Raw genomic sequence first — 21,002 nt, forward strand, 5'->3', positions numbered from 1 at the left:
GGGCGCTGCCGCGTCAGTCGTCGTCGCGCTCCTTCTCCTTCTTCTTCCGTTCCTTCTCTTCTTTCTTGCGTTCCTTCTCGCGCTCCTTGGCTTCCTTCTTCCGTTCCTTCTCCTCGTGCTTCTCTCGGTCCTTCTCCCGCTTGTCGTCGTCGCCGTCGCCCCGGCGGTCGTCCGGTGGTGGTGGCGGCGGCGCGGCGGTCTCGGAGTGCAGGAGGGTGTCGTCGTGGATGACGACGGCGTCGCCGTCCCGCCCCACGCCCAGCTGGTGGTACTCGGTGACCGTGGCTCCCGACCGCATCGTCAGCCGGAGGCCGACGTGCACGGTGTCGGCGCCGTTGAGCCGCGGCGGTGACACCACGGTGAGTGAGCGGACCCGCGACCACGTCTCGGCGAAACCCTGCTCGCCCTGAGCCTGCAGGCCGGGGCCGAGCAGGGCGAACGCGGCGTGCGGATCGTGGGGCAGGTGGCCGTAGTGGTCGCCGACCACGCGGAGCATCTCGGCGGACGACGGCGGCTGCGGGGCCGACGTGGTGGGGACGACGGGCGTCGGCGTGGCCGTGGAGCCGGAACCGTTCGACGCGACCGCGATCGTGACCACGGTGGCGACCGCCGCGACACCGCCGCCGACCGCGAGCAGAGCCGTGCGGCGCGAACGCCGCGGGGGCGGGGGAGCGACCGCGGTGGGCGAGGGCGCAGTGCCCGGAGTGCCGTGGAACGGGTTCAGGTCGAGCCGGGTGCCACCGCCCTGCGGCGCGGGGCCGACAGCGCGCAGGGGCTGGGTCAACTCCTCCGGCGCCGGAGGAAGCGCGGGCGTTCTGCCGTCGGCCACGGCGCGGAGGAGGTCGCGTGCCGCCGCTGCCGAAGGACGTCCCGTGGGGTCGTCGACGAGGAGGCGGTCGAGCACCGGCGTCAGCGGTCCCGCCCGGTGGGCGCGCGCGGGTTCGCCGGCCGCGACGCGGTAGAGCACGCCGAGGGTGTTCTCCTCACTGTCCCCGAACGGCGGCACACCCTCGACGGCGGCGAACAGCAGCGATCCCAGCGAGAACACGTCGGAGGCGGGGCTGGCGGGCCGACCGCGCGCCACTTCGGGCGCCAGGTAGGCGGGTGTGCCCGCGACGACACCGGTCTGGGTCACCGTCACGTCTCCGCCGGCGTGGGCGATGCCGAAGTCGGCGAGCTTCGCCGTGCCGTCACCGCCGAGCAGCACGTTCGCGGGTTTGATGTCGCGATGCACGATGCCCGCGTCGTGCGCGGCGGCCAACGCGGCGGCCACCTGTGTGCCGATGGCGGCGGCCGCCTGCGGCGTCAGCGGGCCGTCCATGGCGAGTACGTCCGCCAGGCTGCGCGCCGGAAAGTACTCCATCACCAGCACGGGCAACCCGTGATGCTCGACGACGTCGTGCACCGTCACCGCGTGGGGGTGCTGGAGACGAGCGGCGATGCGCCCCTCGCGGTGGGCGCGCTCCCGGGCCTGTGCCGCCGCGGCCGCGTCGAGGCCGGGCTGCAGCAGCAACTCCTTCACCGCCACCTGCCGTCCGAGCCGCTCGTCCACGGCCTGCCACACGGTCCCCATCGCGCCGCTGCCGACCCGCCGTTGCACCCGGTAACGACCCGCGAGCAACTCACCCACTTCTGTCACGCGATCAGGGTAGAGATCGGGTGGTGACCGCGGTCCGTGGCTGTCCCGACGAGTGCCGTGACCCCGGCGACCAGCATTCCGACCAGCAGGGGACGAGTGGGACGAACCGTTCACACGCAGCGGCAGATCCCAGCCGCCGACGCCGGGCGCGCTATAGTTTCCACGCGCTGGGAACGACGCGGCCCAGCAGGGGGCCGGTAGCTCAGTCGGTTAGAGCAGGGGACTCATAATCCCTTGGCCGCGGGTTCGAGTCCCGCCCGGCCCACACATCTGACCAGGGATTTTGGTCGGCGTCAAGATCGACGGCGATTGGCTGTCCATGGTTTTGTCCATGGACAGCTCGTTGACGTGCTGCCTGACCTGGCTGGACGCTGTGCCCATGACTCGATCAACTGGGGCCGTCGATCGACGTGGACGAGGCAATATCCGGAAGCGAGGCAACTCGCTGCAGGTGCGGGTCTATTCGGGCGTCGACCCGGTGACCGGCAAGGAGATCTACCTTTCGGAAACCATCAGGGGTACGGATACGGCCGCTCGGCGACGTGCGGAGAAGGCCCTGACGAAGCTGCAAGCGCAGGTTGATCAGCAACGCGCGCCGAGTACGTCGGTGTCGTTCTCCTACGCCATCGACGAGTGGCTGCGCTCGTCCGACATCGAGCCGACGACCCGCCATGGATACGTCGGCTACATCGAGCGCACCATCCGCCCGGCGCTCGGGGGATGTGTCCGTCAGCAAGCTGAACGCGCGCATGCTCGAAACGCTGTACGGCGAGCTACGTCGTTGCCGGATTCGCTGTAGTGGCAAGCCTTTCGTCGAGCACAAGGTGGAAGGCGAGCACAACTGCGAGAAGGCTAAGTGCAAGCCGCATGAGTGCAAGCCCATGGCGTCATCCACGGTTCGGCAGATTCACGCGATCATCAGCGGCGTGCTGAACGCGGCTGTTCGTTGGGACTGGATCGCCTCCAATCCCGCGAAGGTGGCGCAGCGGCCACGTCAGCCAGCGCCGCAGCCGAACCCGCCGTCGCCGGAGCAGGCCGCGCGGCTGGTGGAGAAGGCGTTCGAGCTGGACGAGGCATGGGGCACGCTTGTGTGGCTGGTGATGACCACGGGCATGCGCCGAGGTGAGGTCTGTGCGCTGCGCTGGTCCCGCATCGACCTGGACGAAGGCATAGTCGAGGTGCGCAGCAGCTACACGACGTTGAAGGGTGTCGGTAGGGAGAAGGACACGAAGACGCACCAGATGCGTCGGATCGCGCTCGACACGGAAACGACGGTTCTGCTGCGTGAGCACAAACGGCGCTGCCAAGCTTTGTTCGCGGAGCTGGGCGCGAAGTGGGATGAAGACTCGTACGTCTTCGCCGGCATGCGTGGCGCCATCACAAAGCCCTATCCGCCGGATGCGGTGTCGAACCGCTACAAGAAGATGGCCACCCGCCTCGGCATCGACACCCATATCCATGCCCTACGGCACTACTCGGCAACGGAACTGCTGACGGCGGGCATCGATCTGCGAACAGTGGCGGGCCGCCTCGGCCACGGCGGAGGCGGTGCGACGACGCTACGGGTGTATGCCGCGTGGGTTGCGGCGGCGGACCGAAAAGCGGCGGAGATTCTTGGATCGAGGATGCCAAAGCGTCAGGTTTAAAAACCCCTATCAGAAATCATGACACGGTACATGTAGTACGAGGGTTGATAGACGACGTGCTGTCTTATTACGGTGAGTGAGTGGATGATGACGAGGAGGATCGCTTCTCCGTTGCCATTCGGCTCTTGCTGCTCATCGCGGCGGTTGCGGAGCCGCTGAACGAGGCGGAGGAGTCAGCAGCACCGCAGAACGCGGTGGCTGTGCTACGTGCTGAGAGCCGTCTGCAGAAGCTGGACTTCTGGCTGCGCAACCCGGACTACCTGGCGGATGAGCTCCTCAACGACTACGAGCGCTTCGGGGAGGCCATCAACCTGGAGCTGGCGGGAAGTATTCTGGACTCCAATGAGCCGGAGATCTGCGCCATCCCCATGTTGCGCTATCTCTTCGGCGCTTTCGAGGAACTCGACCAGGCGCTGAGCGTCCTGGTCGCGCCGCGGTTGTTGGTGGTCGTTCCGCGACGCACTGCCCAGCGTGTGCTGCAGGACAACTACTACCTCACGGCCAAGGGCAGGGAGGTTGCAGAGCGGGCAACCGAGCAGTTCCCCGAACTGCGGTGGTACACCGAGCGCGCTCAGCTCATCCGGGCCCTAGCCGAGGCCACCGGGCACACCGCCTTGGCGCTTCGCAATCGGCAGTACCTCCAGCGCGATTACGCCGAGACTCCGCTGAACGAGTTCATTCCGTCCATCGCCGACCGCACTCGCGCGCGCCTCGCCCGGCTGCGTGTTGAGGCAGACCAGGGGGATGCCGCGTGACCACCGAGCCCTTGCCTGTCCCATCAGAGAGCGAGCTGTACCAGCAGATTGCCGATCGGGTGGCCTCGGCCGACACGGACCGGGTCCGGGAGGTGCTGGCCGAGCACGGTATCCACCTCACCAGTCCGCTGCCCGCGCGGCGCCAGTTGGTCGTGCATCGGCTGTACTGCGAAGGCACCAAGGTCGGTACCGATGACAACGACGGTCCGTTCACAGTGGACATTCCCCTGGGACCAGGGCCATGGGCCATCGCCAGCACCATCAACAACGCCGGCAAGTCGAGCCTGTTGTGGGCTCTGAGTTTCGCCCTGCGTGGGGAGGGCTTCGATGCGTTCCGCCGACCCGAGACGGTGCGCTGGTTCTCGTACGTGCGTGCCGATATCGAGGTTGCTGGCGTCGCCGTGTCCGTCCGACTGACCTTCGAACAGCCTGACCACCCCAGCGCCCGGCTGCTCACCGCTGACACCCTCGAGCACCTCACCGATCTGGAAGGCCGCCAGGAGAGCGGCCCAGCCGTGCGCGTCGCGGCAACCGCCGAGCCGGACGGCGTCAAGGAGCTCATCGACCGCTTCATGCTCGAGCGGCTCGGTCTGCGGCCGCTCTCGCTGTGGACGGCAGAGGTTGGCGCACCGAAGGACGCCAAGGGCAGACGCGACAGCGTTGAGCGGATCCACGGCTGGGCCAGCTACTTCTACGCCATCGCGCTGAACTCGGCGAATGCCAGCATCCTGCTCGGTCCCACGGCGATCGGCCAGCTTCCCGTCAAGCTGATGCAGCTCTTCCTCGACGTCCCTTACGCCTCCGAGCTCACCCATCTCACCACCGCCCGCAGGAAAGAGGACCAGGAAAGCCACCGCATCCAGCGCCGGGCCAAAGAGGATGCCCAAGCCCGCGCGCAGCAAACCGAACCGCTTCGTCGGGCGCTCGCGGTCGCCGAGGACCGGGTGGCGGCCCTGGAAGCCAGCCAGCCCGACCTGACGGAGCTGCTCGCCAACGTCGACGCGGCGGCCCGCCAGATGGCCGCCGCCCAAGTAGTCCACCAGCAGGCCGAGGAACAGTACGCCACCGCGCGCAAAGCCAGCCTGAAGGACGAGAAAGCGGCCCGCCGAGCACGGCAGAGTAACGCCGCGCGGCTCCTCCTAGGCGCCCTTGACCCGGAGGCATGCCCGCGCTGCGACCACGAGATTAACGATGCCCGACGGGCCGCCGAGGAGACCGAGCACCGCTGCTCGGTGTGCGCTCATCCGCTGCCCGAGGTGCAGGAAGAGCCTGAGGCCCAGGCCCAGCTGCTCCAGCGCCTGGACGACCGCGTGGAGGCCTCGCGTAAGGCCCAAGACACTGCCTGGCAAGCCGTTGACTCCGCCACCGCCGCATTGAGCGAGAGTCGCGCCGCCTACGACCAGGCGAATGCCCGCCTTGCGGCGGCGCGCTCAGGGGACTGGTACACCGACTTGGAAGCTGCTCGGCAGGAGGTTCACCAACTCCGAGGGGCACTTGCTATCGCCACAGGCAGCGGAGCAGGGCTACCAGCCGTGGTCGGCGACTACGTCACCTCCTCAACGGCAGCGGCCAGCGCACCGACCGCTGAGACCGACGACGACATCCTCGCAGCCGCTGCTGACGTGCTGTCGAACGTGGTCTCACAGCACAGCAAGGCTTTATTCGCCGACCTCAACGACGAGATCGTCACGATCGCCCGCGATCTCGGGGTGGCCAACCTCACGAGTGTGAACCTCGGCCTGAACGGAAACCTGAACGCCATGAAGTCCGGCGGCCGCCACCGGTTCTCCGCATTCAGTCCGACCGACCGTCTGCGCATGCGGATCGCAGCCGTGGTTGGCATGATCAAGGTCGGCCGCAGCCGCGGCATCATGTCCCACCCCGGACTGCTGCTGATAGATGCCCCTACCGCTGAGGAGCTCTCCCGCGAGAACGCGCGCCTGGCCATCCAGACGCTCTACGACACCGCCGCCACGGACCCTGACATCCAGGTCGTGATCACTTCGATCGAAGAGGCGGTGTGGGAAATCTTCCCCAAGGACCGTATCGTGACCGCCCCCGACAAGCGGCAGCTCTTCTAGAGTCCGGACCGGAGGAATACCCGGAGAACGCACAGCAACGAGGAGGGAGGCATCGTGCACGCCATCGACGAACGCCTGGCCAGCTGGGCGGCAAGCGCCTCCCGATCCCAGCTCCGTGACGGGCCCACGGTGGACGACCTCGGAGGCATCGACCGGGTCCTCGCCGCCGCCGACGACCTCGCCAGCGGTCCCTTCCTGCATCATCTCATCCAGGCGGCTGCACATCACCTGGACGTGGCCGGCAGCGAAGCGGGTAAGCCGCTGCGCGATGCCATCCTCACCGGTCTGCGGGCCAACAACAATCACGCCGCGTTCGCCAGTGCCACCGACGCCCTCACCACTTACCCCGCCCTGGCCCGCGAGCTCGGCACCCCCCTCGCCCGGATTCTGCTTACCCGCTTTCGGGATGCCCAGGACGCCGAAGACGACCCCGCCCTTGCCCTCATCGCTGCCGAAGCCGCGGACTGCCTCGTCCAGCTCACCCTGGCCGGCATCACCAGCGCCGCTAGGGTCCTCGGCGCCATGGACGAGGCCACCGAGGACCCGGCAGCTCTACCCGAGGCCTTCGTCACCCGCCTCCCTCGGCTGCTCGGCGTCCTCGATGCCCACCACCCCGGCGCCGGGCTCCGCGAAGCCCTGGAACGCTGCCTGATGCTCGACTACACCTGCCGGGACGCGGCCTTCGAACTGGCTCTCGGCGACCTGCGCCAGGCGCTGGAACAGGACCAGTACGCTCCCATGGTCGAGCAGCTCAGGAGAACTCAGCGCCGCCTGGCTGAACTGATCGCTCTCGACCCGGAGCGCCTCGACGCCCAGCTTTACCACGCGGCCATCAATGCCGTCCTTGGCCTGTCCGCACCCGATGCCCCCACGCGGGTACCGGCCGCCGCAGCCACCTTGCGCGACGTCCTCCAGCGCTACCGTTCCTGGCGCTACCGCACCCGCATCCCCGGCTGGGCGCAACCTCGCCAAAGCGACATCGTCGCCTGGTCGGAACTCACCGTCCTCCTGGAAGCGGCCGCAACGCACATGGGGCATGACGACCCATGGTTCGGCGAGGGCCACGGCATCCTCACCGCGCTGCTACGCGCTTACACCGCGCACAACACCGTCGCTGTTCTCACCGGCAACTCCGCGGCCTTAGTGGTCGACACCCTGGTGGCGCCGGTTATCGAAGACGCCTTTCTGCAGCAAGAGCACCGGCAGCGCATCCTGCGGCACGCCCTGGACCACGACGAGGAACTCCGCAGCGACCCAGCGGCCCAGCAGCTCCACGCCGCCCTCCTCCAGCGCACCAGGACAGACGATCCTTCGCCTGGGCGGGCGAGTGATCAGGGAAAAGCGCGACGCTGGCAGCTGCTGGCACATCAACTCCCAAACGACTTCGCTAACTTGGTTGACCAGACCCCCGAGCACGTCCTAGACCGGCTGGAACTGGCACTACGGACCCACGACGACGTCCGGGCGAGCATCGCCGATCCTAAGTACAGCCGTCTCATGGACCGCTTACTCCGTCAACTCCAGGAGTCCCACGACTGGCTGCCCCGCATCGCCGTCGAGTTCACCGTCCTGCTAGAAGTGACGATCCGCTACGCCTACCTCTGCTACGACATCGGCCGGAAGATGGGCGGCTCTTACACCGAGTTCTTGCGCCGACGCGATAAGGATGGCAAGAAGCAAAAGGTCGACGAAGCCCTCTTCCACCAGCACTACCGGGAAGTGCTGACCTACTCCGCGCTGTTCGGTGTAGTCCACTCCGAAGTGATCGACAAAGGCGGCGGTCGAGCCGACATCCTCGTATCCTTCGGCGCGGTCCAGTTCAACGTCGAATGCAAGATCGAAGAAGAGGACGCCAGCGAAGCTGGGTTACGGCACTACGTCGCTCAGGCGGCCGAATACCAAAACACCAACGCCGCCTTCGCGATCCTCCTCGCCCTCGACAAGACAGTAGGATCCGAAGGGGCCGTCAACCTCTTCGACAGCATCTGGATTGAACCTGTCAGGCGAACCGGCGAACGCGGACCTTGCCTTGTTGTGATTGTCCGTATCCCGGGAGGACGCGAGAATCCCAACCTGCTACGCCCTGCACCGGTGCCGGAACCAAAATAAACGCACAGCTCAAGGCGCCCCTGTGTCTGAGTTCGGCCCTGAAAGCCGCGCTTGATGGCACTCCTCTCGGTGGCGTCCGCGCATGTGGGAGGTGGGGCTCCATGTCGTGAGACTTCGGCCACGAAGCTGATTTTTGGTCGTCACAGTAGCGGGGGGTTAGTCTCCGACGGCCGACGAAGCGAGGGACGTGGAGAGGATGTCGCGTAGGGGGTGCCATTCTCGTTGGGGAGTAAGTTAAAGGTGCTCTCCAAGGGAGTGGAGTCGAAAGGGTAAGCCGGTAGCAATCAACCCCATGTATTATGGCGGCACCCTGCTACGGGAGCATGGTGGCTTCCAGTAGTGGTTGAGGTACGGGCCCAAAGATGGGTGCTCGAAACCGTCGGGTTCGACTTTGTTGCGTGCAGCGACCGCACAGTCAGACACATCTGGGTCGCACGCGCGTCAGGTGATTTCTTCGCCCTCTGGTGAGCGCCAACCTCCGCGATATGTCGCTGCAGTCAATTTACCGTCTTCCGTTTCCAGCTTAGATCTCTCGTAGTTTACCCAGTCGAGAAATTCCGTGCCATCGATGTCGAGCGATCGTACGTACGCCATACTATAAGGTCCGTCTCACCAACACATATGGCTCCGGAAAGCGACAGCCTTGATACATCGATACCGTGAAAGTCGAGATCAATCAGAGTGGCTCCCCTGAGATCGACGTGTTCAACCTCGGACCACCGATCTGCGTTCCCCTCGAGTATCCACCTATCGTCAATAATGACAGGGCCTCTGAACAGATGTTCATGAACCAGACGCTGTATCGCCGCGCGAACTTGCCATTCCTCAAGGGTTCCGTCTTTATGTTGAATGCGAATATTGGGATGGCCAGAACTTGTTGGCGGTTCGAACGGCATGCGCAGGTAGGCACAGAGGACGTTGATGATTCTTTGTCTCTCTTGTGGGTTGCCTTGCGCTAAGCGTTCAAGCGCGTACACGCCAGCCATGCGGACGGGGGCACGTTCCGAGGAGAGTTGATCGGCGGCGGCCGTGTACAGCTCGGTAACGCGCTGTTCGGCAGCGTCAGCTTCAGTGTGGCGTTGAGTGTGTTCGGCAAGCCATTGTCGCCGGCTGTTGAGCACGAGGATGGCAATGCCGACGAGCCCCGCACCGAGTGTGAGGGCGGTGCGGATGGCTTCGATGCGGGTCATGGAGCGCTCTTGTGGTTGGTGTGGCTGCTCGGCAATGTCAAGCAACCACGCCAGGCTGAGTCCCGTGGCGGCAAGGACCGCTACGGCGATGAGCACACCCCACCACCATCGCAATGGCCGTACTTCCCGCCGGGTGTCAGGGTGCCGAGTCACGGCGCGCAAGACCCCGATGATTATGAGCACGGTAAGGCCGCTGGTCAGGACCCACTCGGAGAATCCCCATGTGCTGACGAACGTTGCGGCGGTGGTCAGCCAGCTGGCCGGGATCGCGGTGACGGCCCCGGCCAGGACGAAGGCGAGGGCGAGCAGGCTTGTCCGCTTCGCAGTGCGGGTCCGTACTGCCTCTGCAACTGAGATTCGCCGGTGGAGCACAGGATCATGCTGGCACAGTTCCCGCCTCACGTGCGGCATTGTCGGCGACAAGGGCGGTGTGGCAGACGTCGAGGCTTTGGTAGATGCCGTATCAGGTGTTGTCTTTGCTGGATGCCGTGATTGGGACCGAGTGGCCGGCGGATGTGGGCGTTCATGTCGTGCGAGCTCGAGCTCCGTCTCACGCGAGACGCGGAGAGCTGCCGACGCTTCCGCCGTCTCCGTGGGCTGCCTGCTGATGCTGAACAGCCTACGCTGTTCATCCTGGGTTCTTGGTGATCACCACACCACAAGCAGGGGCACGGCAAGCCACAGGCACCAGCCGTTGAAAGCCAACCATGCGAGAGTCCATAGCAAGACAGGGATGCCGGTCTGGTCAGCGAAGTTTTCCCCATCAGGGGGCCGCCATGCTCGAGAAGGTAACGCCCGATCGCGACTTTCAATAGGTGGATGCCTTCGCAGATCAGCAGTACCCATGCGAGGGCGGCCACGATTGTGGCTTGCAGCCCTGGCGGGCCCCACCACAAGGTCGCGGCGGTGGCGCAGCCGATGGCAGTAGTGAGGTCGGCGGTCATTATGGTGCGACGACAGTAGATTGCGGCCTGAGTCCGGTTTAATTCGCTGCACTGCTGACAATCTTCACCCGTTCGGAGGAGTGCCTGGCCGCCCCGATCACGCCTACGCACTGCTGCGGCCGAGCTCGTCGACGCTGGCCTGCAACATCTGACTTGGCTCGACGCTGGTCGCGGCAGCTGCGTGGTGGCTGGGGCGACCTAGCTCTCGTGTTGACGTTGTGTATAGACGCGTTGCCTTGGGCAGCGGATAGCCTATGTTTCGTGGCTGACGAGCATGGCGCGTGGCAAACGTTCGGCGAGCGGCTGGTCTATGACAACCGTTGGGTGCGGTTGGGGTTGGTCGACGTGCAGGCTCCCAACGGCAACCGGTGGGAGTACCACGTCGTTCACCTGGCGCGGATCGCGATCGCGCTGGTGGTGAACGAGCGGGACGAGGCGTTGATGCTGTGGCGGTATCGGTTCGCCACGGACCAGTGGGGCTATGAGCTGCTCGGTGGCCTGGTTGACGATGGCGAGGACTCCGCTGCTACGGCTGCGCGGGAGGCTGCTGAGGAGAGTGGTTGGCGTCCGTTGGGGGATGGGGAGCATCTCGTCAGCTTCGAGCCGCTTCCTGGTCAGGTCACCGCGCCGATGGACATCTACCTGTGGCGCGGTGCTGAGCACATCGGCGACCCCACCGACACCGAAGAAGTCGGCCGGGTGGAGTGGGTGCCGTTGTCGCGGGTCAACGAGCTTGCGCAGCGACAGGAGCTTCTTGGTTCGGGCACGCTGGTCGCGCTGCTGTACTACCTGAACTCACAGAAGTCGTGAGCCGCTCATCGGCAACACAAGGCCGCTGAGACGTCGTAAATGCCGGTCGGACCTGATCTGTTTGCCGAGTTGGCGTGCTTGGCGTGCGTAGTGCTGGGCTTGGTCGCGGTTGCCTGCGGCGGCGTGCGCGAACGCGAGGTCGACCATCATGGCGACGCGAGCACGCACAAACGCCTTCGGCAATCGCGGTAGAGCCTCGGTGAGGTGTTCCACCGCATCCGGCTCGCCCAGCTTGGCCATGGCGTTGCCGCGCCAGCGGTCGAGGTGGGAGTCACCGAGGAACAGGAACGGCAACGACGCGTCGTTCGGGTCGGTCGGCAGCAGGGTGTGTGCGGTATCGAACGCCCGTAGTGCCTCGTCGCGGTGCCCGGCGGCGGCAAAGCCTTCGCCGCTTGCGGCTGTCAGCCACGCTCGCAGCAGCGGCGGCACCGCGCCCTCACCCAAGGAGCGCGCGTGTTCAAGCTGCTCGACCGCGTGCTGACTTTCGCCGATGTCGATGAGCACGAACGCCTGTTCCGCGAGCGCGTGCGCCAAGGCGGTCGTGGAACCGAACTCCCGTGCGGCGGCCTTCGCGCGTTCGTAGTGGTTCCATGCTTGGCTGATGGCGTTGCGGTCGAGGGCGACCCACCCCGCGAGCGTGGATGCCTCGGTGAGCACACCCGCGAGCGCTTCCCGTTGGCCGCGTGCGGTGCTGAAGCTCAACAGGTCTTCGATCTGGCCGATGAGGCTGCGGAGCTGCTCCAACAGGGTGAGGCCACCGAACTGCCGGTCGACCTTGCGGGCGTTGTCGATCTGCTGCCGGAACGCCTCGACTGCCGCGCCGTCGACGCTGCGGGCGAGAGCGAGCCGTGAGCGTAGCTCGCTGACCTCGTCGTCCTCATCGTCGGTGGGGAAGCCGAGTTCCTCGTTGGTGCGGCCGTAGATGTCACGGAACAGTCGCTGGTACGGCTCGCTGACCTGCTCGTGGCCGTTCTCCCACCGCGACAGCTTCGTCTTCAGGCTGGTCTGCTCCATCACGGGCACACCGAGCGCATCCGCACGTCGAATCAACAACGTGATGACGTCAGCGGCTTTGTAGTCGAGCTGTTTGCGGACGGCTTGCAGTTTCGTCGCGGCCATCAGTTATCACCGTGCCGATAATCGCGCTGACCTGCGAAGTTATTCCTGGTTAATGGATTCGTTGTTAACTTCTGCCACCTGCGAATAACGCGTCCGCTGCCGTTTCCTGGACTCATGAACGGAGAAAGCGAGCAACGCGAGACCGGCATCAGCGGCCTACCGGAGTCGCCCGCGCTGGACCGGTTTGGACAGAGCGGCCACGTCGGCGGCCATCGCGTCCACGCGGTTGGTCAACTCCTCCAGCCGGCCTTCGATGGCATTGAGGTGCGCCAGGATGCGGTCGGTGGCATCGTCGCCGGTTTCGCCTGGCCGCAATGGTTTCCGACCCGCGAGGACGGCGGCCAGGTGGCCGGGATGCCACTCCAGCGCCAGCGACAACGCCTCCAGTGTTCGTGCGCTACGTCGGCGTTCCACCGTGTGGTGCTGGATCTCGCGGATGATCGCTTGCGAGACGTGCGAGCGTTCCGCCAGTTCGCGTTGACGAAGACCGAGCGTGTGCATGCGCTCGTTGATTGCCCTCGCGACCGCCGCCCAGTCTTCGGTCACCCATTCCTCCGTGGTCCGCCTCGGACGCGAGGTTAACGCTCGACCCGGCCTACGTGGGGCCGACCTCGCGGAAATCGCATCAGTCTGCTCATTTATGCGCTGACATCACTTCTTTTTTCAGCTGAAATCAACTCGAAGGAATTCATTCGTGGATACCCCTATGCCCAAAACGGGCCAGCCGGTGTTCTACACAGTCCGAGAAGCCGCGCAGATCGTGCGCGTTGACCCGTCGACCCTCTACCGCGCCATCCGCGAGGACGCGTTTCCTGCGGTGCGCGTCCGCTACCGCTACGTCATTCCGGCTGCCGCGCTCGACCGCCTCATCACCGAGGCCGCTGAGTCCGGTGGCTGTGTCGACCCCGCCCGCATCGTGGCCGAACGCCGCGCCGCTCGGGAGGTCGCTCGTCTGTCCGGAGGTGCCGCATGGTGAACCACGACCACTACGCAGAGACCGCCCGCAAGCTCGACCGCTTCGACGCCGTGCCGGACGACGTGTTGTGCCACGTGGTCACCCGCGATGGCTTGTGCTTCTGGGTCTTCGACCGGGACGCCATGCCGGAACTGACCGGCGACGGCGATTCGGATCGCGAACTGGCTGCCGCACTGTGTGCGGGATGCCCGGTCACCAATGCCTGCCTGGAACTCGAACTGCGCACGTCCGGCGAGGAGACAGTCGGCGTGTGGGGCGGCCTGGCCGAGGACGACCGCCGCGAGGTCTACCGCGTGTGGAAGCGGCGGCACATCAACCGACGCACGCAGGCAGGTGAGTGGTGGTGACGGTGAACCTGACTCCGGAACAGGTGCTGGTCGGCGTTGGCGTGCTGCTCGCTCTCGCGGCTGTGTGGCGGATCGGGTCGCGCCGTGCTCGCAAGGCCGCTGAGGCGGCACGGGCGAGTGCGCGAGCGGTGTCGTTGGCGGGCCGGGTGCTGTTCACGGCGGCGGTGTTCGTCGGCGTGCAGTGGCTCGTCATCGCCAATCCCGGCAACACGACGCTACTGCTGGTCGTGCTGGCGCTGCCGGACCTCATCGCCGCCTACGTACTCACCCGCACGCTCACGGTGACGTCGCTCGACACCACACGGCGGGGGAACAGGCGATGATCGCGCGCAAGAACAGGGTGGCCGCCTTCGGGCGGCCACCCGCCGCCGTGCACCACTTGACCAGCGGGCAACAACTCGCGCGGGACGCGGTCGAGGCCGCCGAGGTCCGCGCCTACCAGACCGACCCTGACGTGATCGCCCTGCGCGTCGAGCGCGTGCGTGCGCAGGTCGACCGGTTGTGCTGGGCCGGGATCGTGCTCGGGTTGGCGTTCACGATGACCAACGTGCAGTCGTTCGCGGCGGCCGGCGCTGTTGCCTGGTCGCTGCCGTGGCTGGCCGCGTGGCTGCTTGACCCGACGGTGTCGCTGGTGCTGCTGGCGATTCTGCGGGCCGAGCAGGTGACCGCGCGGTATCAGGTCTCGACAGGTCGGTGGGTGCGGCGGGCGAAGTGGTTCACGCTCGCGGCGACGTATGTCATGAACACCTGGGAGTCCTACGCGGCTGGATCGCTCTCCGGGATCGTCCTGCACTCGGTGCCGCCACTGCTGGTGTTCACGGCCGCCGAAGCCGTGACGGACCTGCGGGACAAGCTCACCAAGGCCGTGAACGTCGCCTTCGGCGAGGCAACCCGCGAGCAACAACCGACACAGCCGGGGCAAACAGCGCCACGGAAACCGTTGCGGCGCAAGCTGTTCGCCGACTACCTCGCCGAGGCACGGCAGGCATGGACGCCCGACGTGACCATTTCTCCGGCATGGGTTCGGCAGGTCACCGATTGTTCGCGTGGGTTGTCTTCGCGACTGGCGGAGGCACTCGCGGCCGAGGTGAAAGGCGAGGTGATGTCTCGTGAACGGTGACGACCAAGAGTTCGTGAACACCTCGTCGCTCATGCAAAGGGGACCGAGTGACCTGGAAGCGGCGGATCCCGTGTTCGACGCGGAACTGGTCGAAGAGCTGCCGCATCCCGTGGTGCCAATCCCGCTGCGGCGACGGTTCGTGCGTTGGTGGCGTTCATTGCCCCGTGTGCCGTCAAGCCTGAAGAGCCGTGAACTCCTCACACAGGCGGCGAAGGATACGACCGTGGCCGTCCTGCGGTCGCCGTGGCGGTACCTGCGGGCGGTTATCCGGGGCGTGCTGGCTGCGTTCCGGTGGTGGCGAAAGTGGGTCACCGTGCGGGACTACCGAGAGGCCGCTGAAGAGGTGCAGAAGCTCGCCGACCGATTCACCGAGATCCGAGAGCTGACGCTGTTCCGATGGAAGGTGACGGGCGCAGCCATTGTCGCGTTGGCGATGGCGGCCGTGGTCACAGCAGTCCTCTACGGCAGCGGTCCGTTATGGGCGGCAGCGTTTGTCTCGTCGGCAGTACTGGCATGGCTGGGCAGGAGGAAGGACGGCAGTCCAGGCCGTAAGCCGACATTGGCCGGAGCGCGAACGCTGGGCTGGACGATAGATCCACAGGTGTTGGTTGACGCCTTCAGGGACGCCAAGCTGATCGGCAAAGACGAGACCCTGCGGCTGGTTGAACGTGCCACGCGCGTCGGCGACGGTTGGGCGGTGACGGTCGACCTGCCCGCCACACGCAAGGCCGCCGACGTCATCAAACATCGGGAGGCACTCGCGTCGGCACTCGCGGTCGATGAAATCCAACTGATCGTGGAGCGCGTGCGCGGCAACGGTGGACATGCTGGACGGGTATCGATGTGGGTCGCCGACGAAGACCCGTACGCCACCTCACCGCAACGGACACCGCTGCTCGGTGCCTCTCACTGGGATGCGTGGCGACCGGTGCCGTTCGGCGTCGACGCGAGAGGACGCCGCATCGACCTGCCATTGGTGTGGACGTCGCTGCTCGTCGGCGCGATCCCACGCCAAGGCAAGACGTTCGCGACGCGATTGGCCGCCGCGGGTCTCATCCTCGACGCACACACCCGGCTCTACGTGGCCGACTTCAAAGCAGGGAAGGACTGGATGGCAGCCGAGCATGTCGCCCACCGGTTCCTCTCCGGTGACGAACCGAGCGACGTCCTGACACTGAAGGACTGGCTGGTCGAACTGGTCGCGGAAGTGCAGGGCCGATACCGGCGCATGCGGGAACTGGACGATGAGACATGCCCAGAGTCGAAGCTGACACCCGCCATGTCACGTGACCCGTCGCTGGACATGCCCGTCACCGCGCTCGTCATCGATGAGGTCCAGGTGCCATTGGAGGACCGCACACCTGTCGAAGTGCAGGGCAGGAAGATGACAGCGGGCGAGTACATCGGCGAGCTGCTTACGTGGCTGGCCAAGAAAGCACCCGCAGCGGGAGTCGTCCTGATCCTGGCCACTCAGCGCCCCGACTCGAAGACCATCCCGTCAGGTCTGCGGGCCGTGCTCGGCACGCGGTTCGCGCTGCGTGTGATGGACTGGCGAGACAGCAACATCGTGCTGGGGGAGCAGATGAACACCCGAGGCTACGACAGCAGCCGCCTGCTGCCGTCTCACAAGGGCGTCGGCATCCTGCGGCCGGACGGCGAGACCGACACCGGTGCGGACGCGGTCGCGGTGACCGTGCGGACGTACTACATGCCGGGCGACGACTGGCAGGAAATCTGTCACCGAGGCCGCGCGCTCCGGGAGAATGCCGGGACGCTCACTGGTCACGCAGCAGGTGAAGACACCACACTCAGCATCGACCATGCGGCCGTCGTGAAAGCCATCGGCGCGGGCAGCGATCCAGAACCGACGGCGGACCTCCCGGAACCTCTCGCCTCAGTGGTCGAGTACCTCGACACCCACGCGGACGACCGGGACTTCGTACCCACGGCCGAGCTTGTCGACGCGCTCGACGTCGAACCGAACGCATTCGGGCGGCAGATGAGCGACCTCGGCTGCTCGTCACAACGCAAGCGCGTCCCCACCGAGGACGGCGCAACACGGCAGGTACGCGGCTACCTCATCGCCGATATCCGCGCCGTAGTTGAGGAGTTGTGAGCCGTCACAAGCACTGGGCTCCCGTCACACACGCCGTGACAGGAGCCCAGTCGTCCCTACCTGCGAAAACGTCGTCGGTGACACCTGTGACGCCACCAGCGGAAGCCGTCACAACGACGTTCAGGAGGCCGTTTCGGCGGTGTTTCCGTGTCGTCGGCGGCTGTGCCGTCACATAACTCGGCCAGCGCGTCAGCCAGCGAGTCAAGCTGCAGAATCAGCTGAGCCATCCGCAGCTCGATCGTCGCAAGACGTCGCTCAATGTCATCCGAGTCGCTCATGCGCTGGCCTCTTCGTTGTCGAGCAACCGAGGCCGGGGAGCGTTACGCAGACACGCCACGCACGGCATCCCGGCCGGACGGTCGAGTAACTCAAGCTGCCCCGGCCCGAACGCCGCGCCACACAGAGCCGCCAACCGCTTCGGCTTCCCGCCGCGCGGCAACGCGAACACGTGACACACCCGCCGCGTCTCGCCCACCGTTCCCCGCAACGGACGGGCGAGCACCAACAACTCGTCCACGCCTAGCACTTCGTGCCGTGGTGTCCGGCGGACACGGACGCATCAAAGTTGCAGCCCGTGTCCGCCGGGGACGAGGTCCGGTCATTCCGCGTGGAGGACACCACGCCGGGGAAGGGAACAACCGGAGATCGGAAGCGTGCGAACGCACGCCAGAAGAGACTGTGACGCTGTGGCAGGGGTTCCGAGTCCTGGCGGGCCGCGAGAAACTCTCGGTTGAGCGCAAGCCGATCAACGCACGCCGCACAGGTCGCGTCCGGTGCGACCAGCATCGATCCGGGCCGTGCGACGTGCCCGCACACGGCACGAAACAGCCCTTGAGTGCGGCGCGGCCCGTGTGCGAACTCCTCGTCAGTGACCGCGTGCTCCAGCCCATCAGCCTCACACCGATGCCACACGACGTACAACGACAGGTTCGTAACCAAAGCTGATCCCCTCCCGAACCTCGAAAGCCGCTCACCAGCAGCAACGATCTGTGACAGACTGAAACCAGCGTGCAATCAGCGGTGACGTCAGCAGAACGACACGGACCCGACATGAGGCCGACATATGGGGACCACAGACCAGCCGGACACGACCAAGCCGAGGCACCCGCGCACTGTCCTGGACCACCAAATACGTGACGTGCGCAAAGAGACGTTGCAGGAGTTCGCCGAGTACGCCGAACGCTTCGCCCGCGACCACGGCGAACCCGGCACCCTCAGCCAGCGACACCTAGAACGTTTGGTGGCGGGCCAAGGACCGAACGGCAAGCCCCTGGGCAAGCCACGCCCGGCAACGGCCCGGCTACTGGAATGTATCTTCGGCATGCCGATAGACGTCCTGCTCTCGCCGTACATGCCGGACGATGACCGGGCCGAGCTGGACAACAGCGAACACGAATTCCGCGCCCGACTGCGAACCTCAGCACGGGTGGACGTCGGAGTGATCGATGTCCTGCGGCAACAGCTCAACCTCATCCGGCGGCTAGACCGTCAACTGGGAGCCCGGACAGTGCAGACCGAAGTAGCTGCGAAGGTGCAACAAACCACCGAGCTGATGCAGTACTCGACCATGCCGTACACACGCGCCGAACTTGCGGCCCTGCTGTCCGAACTCTGCACGCTTGCAGGCTGGCAAGCACTCGACCGCGCCCAAATGGCAACTGCGTGGCGATACTACGAACAAGCTAAGGCGGCTGCCAGTGAGTCTGGGGACAAGTCGTTCGAAGCCCACGCCATGGCAGAACAGGCCTTCGTACTGATCGACATAGGCGAGATCAGCAATGCAGTCGAACTACTGACGCATGTCCGCTCGAACGCCCAACGTCACGCGCCCCACATGCTCAAGGCGTGGCTGGCTGCCGCTTGCGGGGAGGCATACGCAGCGGAGAATCGTCGGGGTACGGCGCTCCGAGCGTTCGACGAAGCGGACGCCTTGCTACGTGCGCAGCAGCAGAAGGATTCGTGTCCCTACGTTGCCCTCGACCCAGTCCACCTTGCCCGATGGCGCGGGCATGCACTTGCTCGCCTCAGAGAGGCCGAGGCAGTCACCGTGCTGACAGACGCGCTCAGCCACCTCGACCCGAGTTTCGCCCGTGCCCAAGCAGCGCTCCGAATCGACCTTGTGATCGCCTTGTCGCACAACGAAATGCCAGAGGAGGCACGTAAGCAAGGCGAGCGTGCAATTGCTCTTGTCGCCGAGATTGGGTCTAGACGACAGCAGCGGAGGCTGTCGGGAGTGTAATAGGGTTCCTAGCCTTGTGATTGACCGGTTCATCGGCTCCTCGAACGGAATTATCACAATAGTCAATCGATAACTGAGTCAGGTAACCAGGTGCAGCCGGGGGTGGTCTTCGCCGTTCCACCCAGCACATAATCTAGGTTGGCCCACACGGCGGCTTCCGACGCGATGTACGAGGTGATACGACTACGTAGCGTCGAACTTGCGTTATGCCAAGGTGCGGGGGAGGGGATGTGGATGGTTGCGTCGGAGGAAGCGGCCGGAGGGGAGCCTGACCTCATCTTCAAGGGCATCCCAGAGCCGAACTCGCCCTCCCTGGTCCTGCTGGCACCTGTCATGCAGGGTGCACCCCTGCTAACTCCGAAGCAGTACCTGTACACCTACTCGGATGAGGAGTGGGAGAACTTCACCGTCGAGTGGGTACGCGCTCTCGGCCACCCATATGTGTTGGTAACGCGTATGGGAGGAGCCGGGGACCGAGGCGCGGACGTGGCCGCCTGCCTGACTCGGCAGGGCACGAACGGTGAGTGGCACTGCTATCAGTGCAAGCACTACGAGGATGCGCTCAGGCCAGCAGATGCCTGGCCAGAAATGGTGAAGATCTTCGCGGCGAAGGTGCTCGGCGTGTACGAATTGCCGACCCGCTACGTCTTCGTGGCACCGAAGATCGGCTCCTACCTGACTCGGTACTTGGCTAATCCGGCCACTCTGAAAGAGGAGTTCTTCAAAGCATGGCGCAAAGCAGACTCCAAGCTTGGCGCAGACTTGGATGCGGACAACCGTGCAGCGGTGGAAGCGCTCGCCCGAAACACTGACTTCTCTATGTTCGAGGCACGGGACATGGAGTGGATCCTTCAGCTGCACAGCAAGACGCCGCACCATGCCCGGCGCTTCCCGGAACCCCTCAAACCCCGGCCAGCCATCGAGCGCCCTCCGGCGGAGCAACGCGAGCATGAGGTGGTCTACGTCCAAAAACTCCTAGCCACTTACAACGAGAAGTACGGCCTGCAGCTGCAGACCCTCCAGGAGGCTCGCGACCATGCTAGAACGCAACAGCACTTCGCACGTCAGCGAGAAGCCTTCTACAGTGCTGAGTCGTTGCGAGTATTCGCCCGCGAGAGCGTTCCGTACGAGACGTTCGAGGCGGTTGAGTCCGATCTCTTCGAGACCGTGATTGAAGTCGAGGAGCGCGAGTACGGTCTCGGTTATGAGCGGTTGACTGCCGTTCTGGAGGCGGCCGCAAACCACCAGCCGAACCCTGCCAATATTCTCGCTCCAGTTATCACTGTCCGTGACCGCAAGGGTCTGTGCCATCATCTCGCCAACGACAACCGACTGAGCTGGTGCAAAGAGGAGTCACAGTGAATCCTCTTAACAGCCCGCTGGAAGTCGGTATCCGTGCTTTGGTCCTGTTGACAGAGACCTTCCCTCGGCGGCTCGACGTTGCGCAGCTCGTCTATCTTGACCACGCGATGCTCCACAGTGGAGACTTCGACAGCGGTCCGGCCAGTCTCCACCCAGACCTTCCCATCGGGCCTGGCGAAATTGGTATGCGCCGTCGGCTCATCGAACAGGGACTTATCGTGCTGATGCGAGCCGGCCTCGCCGACATGACCGCCACCGAGGCCGGGTTCCTCTACGGCGCAACCGAGGAAGCCGCCAGTTTTCTTGACGTCCTCGAAGCCCCCTACCTAGGCCAGCTCAAAGAACGCGCGGAGTGGCTGACCTCGTCGTACATTCATGAAGGAATGGACGTTCGCGACGGCATGAAACAGATCACCCAGAAGTGGGCCGACGATTTCCGTGCTGACGCCCCTAACCTTGGGGAGGACGAAGACCAGTGAGCTCTCTTACGCTGCTCCACCTAACTTTCGTCGGCCCCGGAAAACCGCCTGCCACGGTGGAATTTGGGCC

19 protein-coding genes and 1 tRNA gene are annotated in these 21,002 nt (G+C 65.3%); 15 read left to right on the plus strand and 5 right to left on the minus strand.

Going from position 1 to position 21,002, the window contains the following annotated elements:
• Positions 1-13: 13 nt before the first annotated feature.
• Entirely contained in the window at positions 14-1,639 is a 1,626-nt protein-coding gene (locus tag SACAZDRAFT_RS20565) for a serine/threonine-protein kinase (protein WP_005444875.1), read from the minus strand.
• A 191-nt stretch (positions 1,640-1,830) separates the two neighbouring features.
• On the opposite strand from SACAZDRAFT_RS20565, the gene SACAZDRAFT_RS20570 reads away from it, so the two are divergent.
• The 6 genes from SACAZDRAFT_RS20570 to SACAZDRAFT_RS22105 all read left to right on the plus strand — a co-directional run bounded on the left by SACAZDRAFT_RS20570 (position 1,831) and on the right by SACAZDRAFT_RS22105 (position 8,230).
• Positions 1,831-1,904 (plus strand) — tRNA-Ile (locus SACAZDRAFT_RS20570).
• Between the two features lie 66 nt (positions 1,905-1,970).
• Positions 1,971-2,438 (plus strand): hypothetical protein, encoded by a 468-nt coding sequence (locus SACAZDRAFT_RS23945; protein ID WP_232286309.1) that lies wholly within the window; start codon positions 1,971-1,973, stop codon positions 2,436-2,438.
• The gene (locus SACAZDRAFT_RS20575) at positions 2,389-3,285 is read left to right on the plus strand and encodes a site-specific integrase (protein ID WP_232286310.1); all 897 of its coding nucleotides are present in this window, start codon (positions 2,389-2,391) and stop codon (positions 3,283-3,285) included. Before SACAZDRAFT_RS23945 ends, SACAZDRAFT_RS20575 begins: the two co-directional genes overlap by 50 nt.
• A gap of 80 nt (positions 3,286-3,365) precedes the next feature.
• A complete protein-coding gene (locus SACAZDRAFT_RS20580) occupies positions 3,366-4,040 on the plus strand; it encodes a hypothetical protein (RefSeq protein WP_005444879.1) in 675 nt (224 codons plus the stop codon).
• Positions 4,037-6,121, plus strand: a complete 2,085-nt coding sequence (locus tag SACAZDRAFT_RS20585; protein WP_005444881.1) for a hypothetical protein — start codon at positions 4,037-4,039, stop codon at positions 6,119-6,121. Before SACAZDRAFT_RS20580 ends, SACAZDRAFT_RS20585 begins: the two co-directional genes overlap by 4 nt.
• Positions 6,122-6,175: 54 nt before the next feature.
• Positions 6,176-8,230, plus strand: a complete 2,055-nt coding sequence (locus SACAZDRAFT_RS22105) for a hypothetical protein (RefSeq protein WP_005444883.1) — start codon at positions 6,176-6,178, stop codon at positions 8,228-8,230.
• Between the two features lie 539 nt (positions 8,231-8,769).
• On the opposite strand, the gene SACAZDRAFT_RS23075 is transcribed toward SACAZDRAFT_RS22105, so the two are convergent.
• Positions 8,770-9,822: a hypothetical protein gene (locus SACAZDRAFT_RS23075; RefSeq protein WP_157607055.1), complete on the minus strand. Its 1,053-nt coding sequence runs from the start codon at positions 9,820-9,822 to the stop codon at positions 8,770-8,772.
• Between the two features lie 803 nt (positions 9,823-10,625).
• Between SACAZDRAFT_RS23075 and SACAZDRAFT_RS20595 the strand changes: the two genes are divergently transcribed.
• Complete coding sequence (locus tag SACAZDRAFT_RS20595; protein ID WP_005444887.1) at positions 10,626-11,174, plus strand: NUDIX domain-containing protein; 549 nt, start codon at positions 10,626-10,628, stop codon at positions 11,172-11,174.
• Here SACAZDRAFT_RS20595 and SACAZDRAFT_RS20600 read toward each other — a convergent pair.
• Positions 11,160-12,293 carry a tetratricopeptide repeat protein gene (locus SACAZDRAFT_RS20600; RefSeq protein WP_005444888.1) on the minus strand — a complete coding sequence of 378 codons (1,134 nt, stop codon included), beginning with the start codon at positions 12,291-12,293 and terminating at the stop codon, positions 11,160-11,162. The two genes, SACAZDRAFT_RS20595 and SACAZDRAFT_RS20600, sit on opposite strands and share 15 nt — an antisense overlap.
• 156 nt (positions 12,294-12,449) lie before the next feature.
• A complete protein-coding gene (locus SACAZDRAFT_RS20605; RefSeq protein WP_005444890.1) occupies positions 12,450-12,839 on the minus strand; it encodes a hypothetical protein in 390 nt (129 codons plus the stop codon).
• Positions 12,840-12,999: 160 nt separating this feature from the next.
• Between SACAZDRAFT_RS20605 and SACAZDRAFT_RS20610 the strand changes: the two genes are divergently transcribed.
• Genes SACAZDRAFT_RS20610 through SACAZDRAFT_RS20630 form a run of 5 tightly spaced genes read left to right on the plus strand, consistent with a single transcriptional unit; the run spans position 13,000 to position 16,852 of the window.
• Positions 13,000-13,269: a helix-turn-helix domain-containing protein gene (locus SACAZDRAFT_RS20610; protein WP_040927833.1), complete on the plus strand. Its 270-nt coding sequence runs from the start codon at positions 13,000-13,002 to the stop codon at positions 13,267-13,269.
• Complete coding sequence (locus SACAZDRAFT_RS20615) at positions 13,263-13,616, plus strand: WhiB family transcriptional regulator (RefSeq protein WP_005444892.1); 354 nt, start codon at positions 13,263-13,265, stop codon at positions 13,614-13,616. Before SACAZDRAFT_RS20610 ends, SACAZDRAFT_RS20615 begins: the two co-directional genes overlap by 7 nt.
• Entirely contained in the window at positions 13,613-13,939 is a 327-nt protein-coding gene (locus SACAZDRAFT_RS20620) for a hypothetical protein (protein WP_040928047.1), read from the plus strand. The genes SACAZDRAFT_RS20615 and SACAZDRAFT_RS20620 overlap by 4 nt, the downstream gene beginning before the upstream one ends.
• The gene (locus tag SACAZDRAFT_RS20625) at positions 13,936-14,736 is read left to right on the plus strand and encodes a hypothetical protein (protein ID WP_005444894.1); all 801 of its coding nucleotides are present in this window, start codon (positions 13,936-13,938) and stop codon (positions 14,734-14,736) included. Before SACAZDRAFT_RS20620 ends, SACAZDRAFT_RS20625 begins: the two co-directional genes overlap by 4 nt.
• Positions 14,737-14,767: 31 nt before the next feature.
• Positions 14,768-16,852 (plus strand): cell division protein FtsK, encoded by a 2,085-nt coding sequence (locus SACAZDRAFT_RS20630; RefSeq protein ID WP_050983520.1) that lies wholly within the window; start codon positions 14,768-14,770, stop codon positions 16,850-16,852.
• A 274-nt stretch (positions 16,853-17,126) separates the two neighbouring features.
• Here SACAZDRAFT_RS20630 and SACAZDRAFT_RS20635 read toward each other — a convergent pair whose 3' ends face one another.
• Positions 17,127-17,369 carry a hypothetical protein gene (locus tag SACAZDRAFT_RS20635; RefSeq protein WP_040927834.1) on the minus strand — a complete coding sequence of 81 codons (243 nt, stop codon included), beginning with the start codon at positions 17,367-17,369 and terminating at the stop codon, positions 17,127-17,129.
• 621 nt (positions 17,370-17,990) lie between these two features.
• Between SACAZDRAFT_RS20635 and SACAZDRAFT_RS20640 the strand changes: the two genes are divergently transcribed.
• From SACAZDRAFT_RS20640 to SACAZDRAFT_RS20650, 3 genes are all read left to right on the plus strand, one after another.
• Positions 17,991-19,091: a tetratricopeptide repeat protein gene (locus SACAZDRAFT_RS20640; RefSeq protein ID WP_232286311.1), complete on the plus strand. Its 1,101-nt coding sequence runs from the start codon at positions 17,991-17,993 to the stop codon at positions 19,089-19,091.
• A 234-nt stretch (positions 19,092-19,325) separates the two neighbouring features.
• Entirely contained in the window at positions 19,326-20,453 is a 1,128-nt protein-coding gene (locus tag SACAZDRAFT_RS20645) for an ABC-three component system protein (protein ID WP_005444900.1), read from the plus strand.
• Complete coding sequence (locus SACAZDRAFT_RS20650; protein ID WP_005444902.1) at positions 20,450-20,932, plus strand: ABC-three component system middle component 2; 483 nt, start codon at positions 20,450-20,452, stop codon at positions 20,930-20,932. The genes SACAZDRAFT_RS20645 and SACAZDRAFT_RS20650 overlap by 4 nt, the downstream gene beginning before the upstream one ends.
• Positions 20,933-21,002 lie beyond the last annotated feature (70 nt).

This window comes from Saccharomonospora azurea NA-128 (assembly GCF_000231055.2).
Taxonomy (GTDB): domain Bacteria; phylum Actinomycetota; class Actinomycetes; order Mycobacteriales; family Pseudonocardiaceae; genus Saccharomonospora; species Saccharomonospora azurea.

Bases quoted from the DNA above. Each gene is read 5' to 3' on its own strand.
- SACAZDRAFT_RS23945 (WP_232286309.1), top strand. From the start codon at position 1,971: ATGGACAGCTCGTTGACGTGCTGCCTGACCTGGCTGGACGCTGTGCCC.
- SACAZDRAFT_RS20575 (WP_232286310.1), top strand. From the start codon at position 2,389: ATGCTCGAAACGCTGTACGGCGAGCTACGTCGTTGCCGGATTCGCTGT.
- SACAZDRAFT_RS20600 (WP_005444888.1), bottom strand. From the start codon at position 12,293: ATGGCCGCGACGAAACTGCAAGCCGTCCGCAAACAGCTCGACTACAAA.
- SACAZDRAFT_RS20610 (WP_040927833.1), top strand. From the start codon at position 13,000: ATGCCCAAAACGGGCCAGCCGGTGTTCTACACAGTCCGAGAAGCCGCG.
- SACAZDRAFT_RS20615 (WP_005444892.1), top strand. From the start codon at position 13,263: ATGGTGAACCACGACCACTACGCAGAGACCGCCCGCAAGCTCGACCGC.
- SACAZDRAFT_RS20625 (WP_005444894.1), top strand. From the start codon at position 13,936: ATGATCGCGCGCAAGAACAGGGTGGCCGCCTTCGGGCGGCCACCCGCC.
- SACAZDRAFT_RS20630 (WP_050983520.1), top strand. From the start codon at position 14,768: ATGCAAAGGGGACCGAGTGACCTGGAAGCGGCGGATCCCGTGTTCGAC.
- SACAZDRAFT_RS20645 (WP_005444900.1), top strand. From the start codon at position 19,326: ATGGTTGCGTCGGAGGAAGCGGCCGGAGGGGAGCCTGACCTCATCTTC.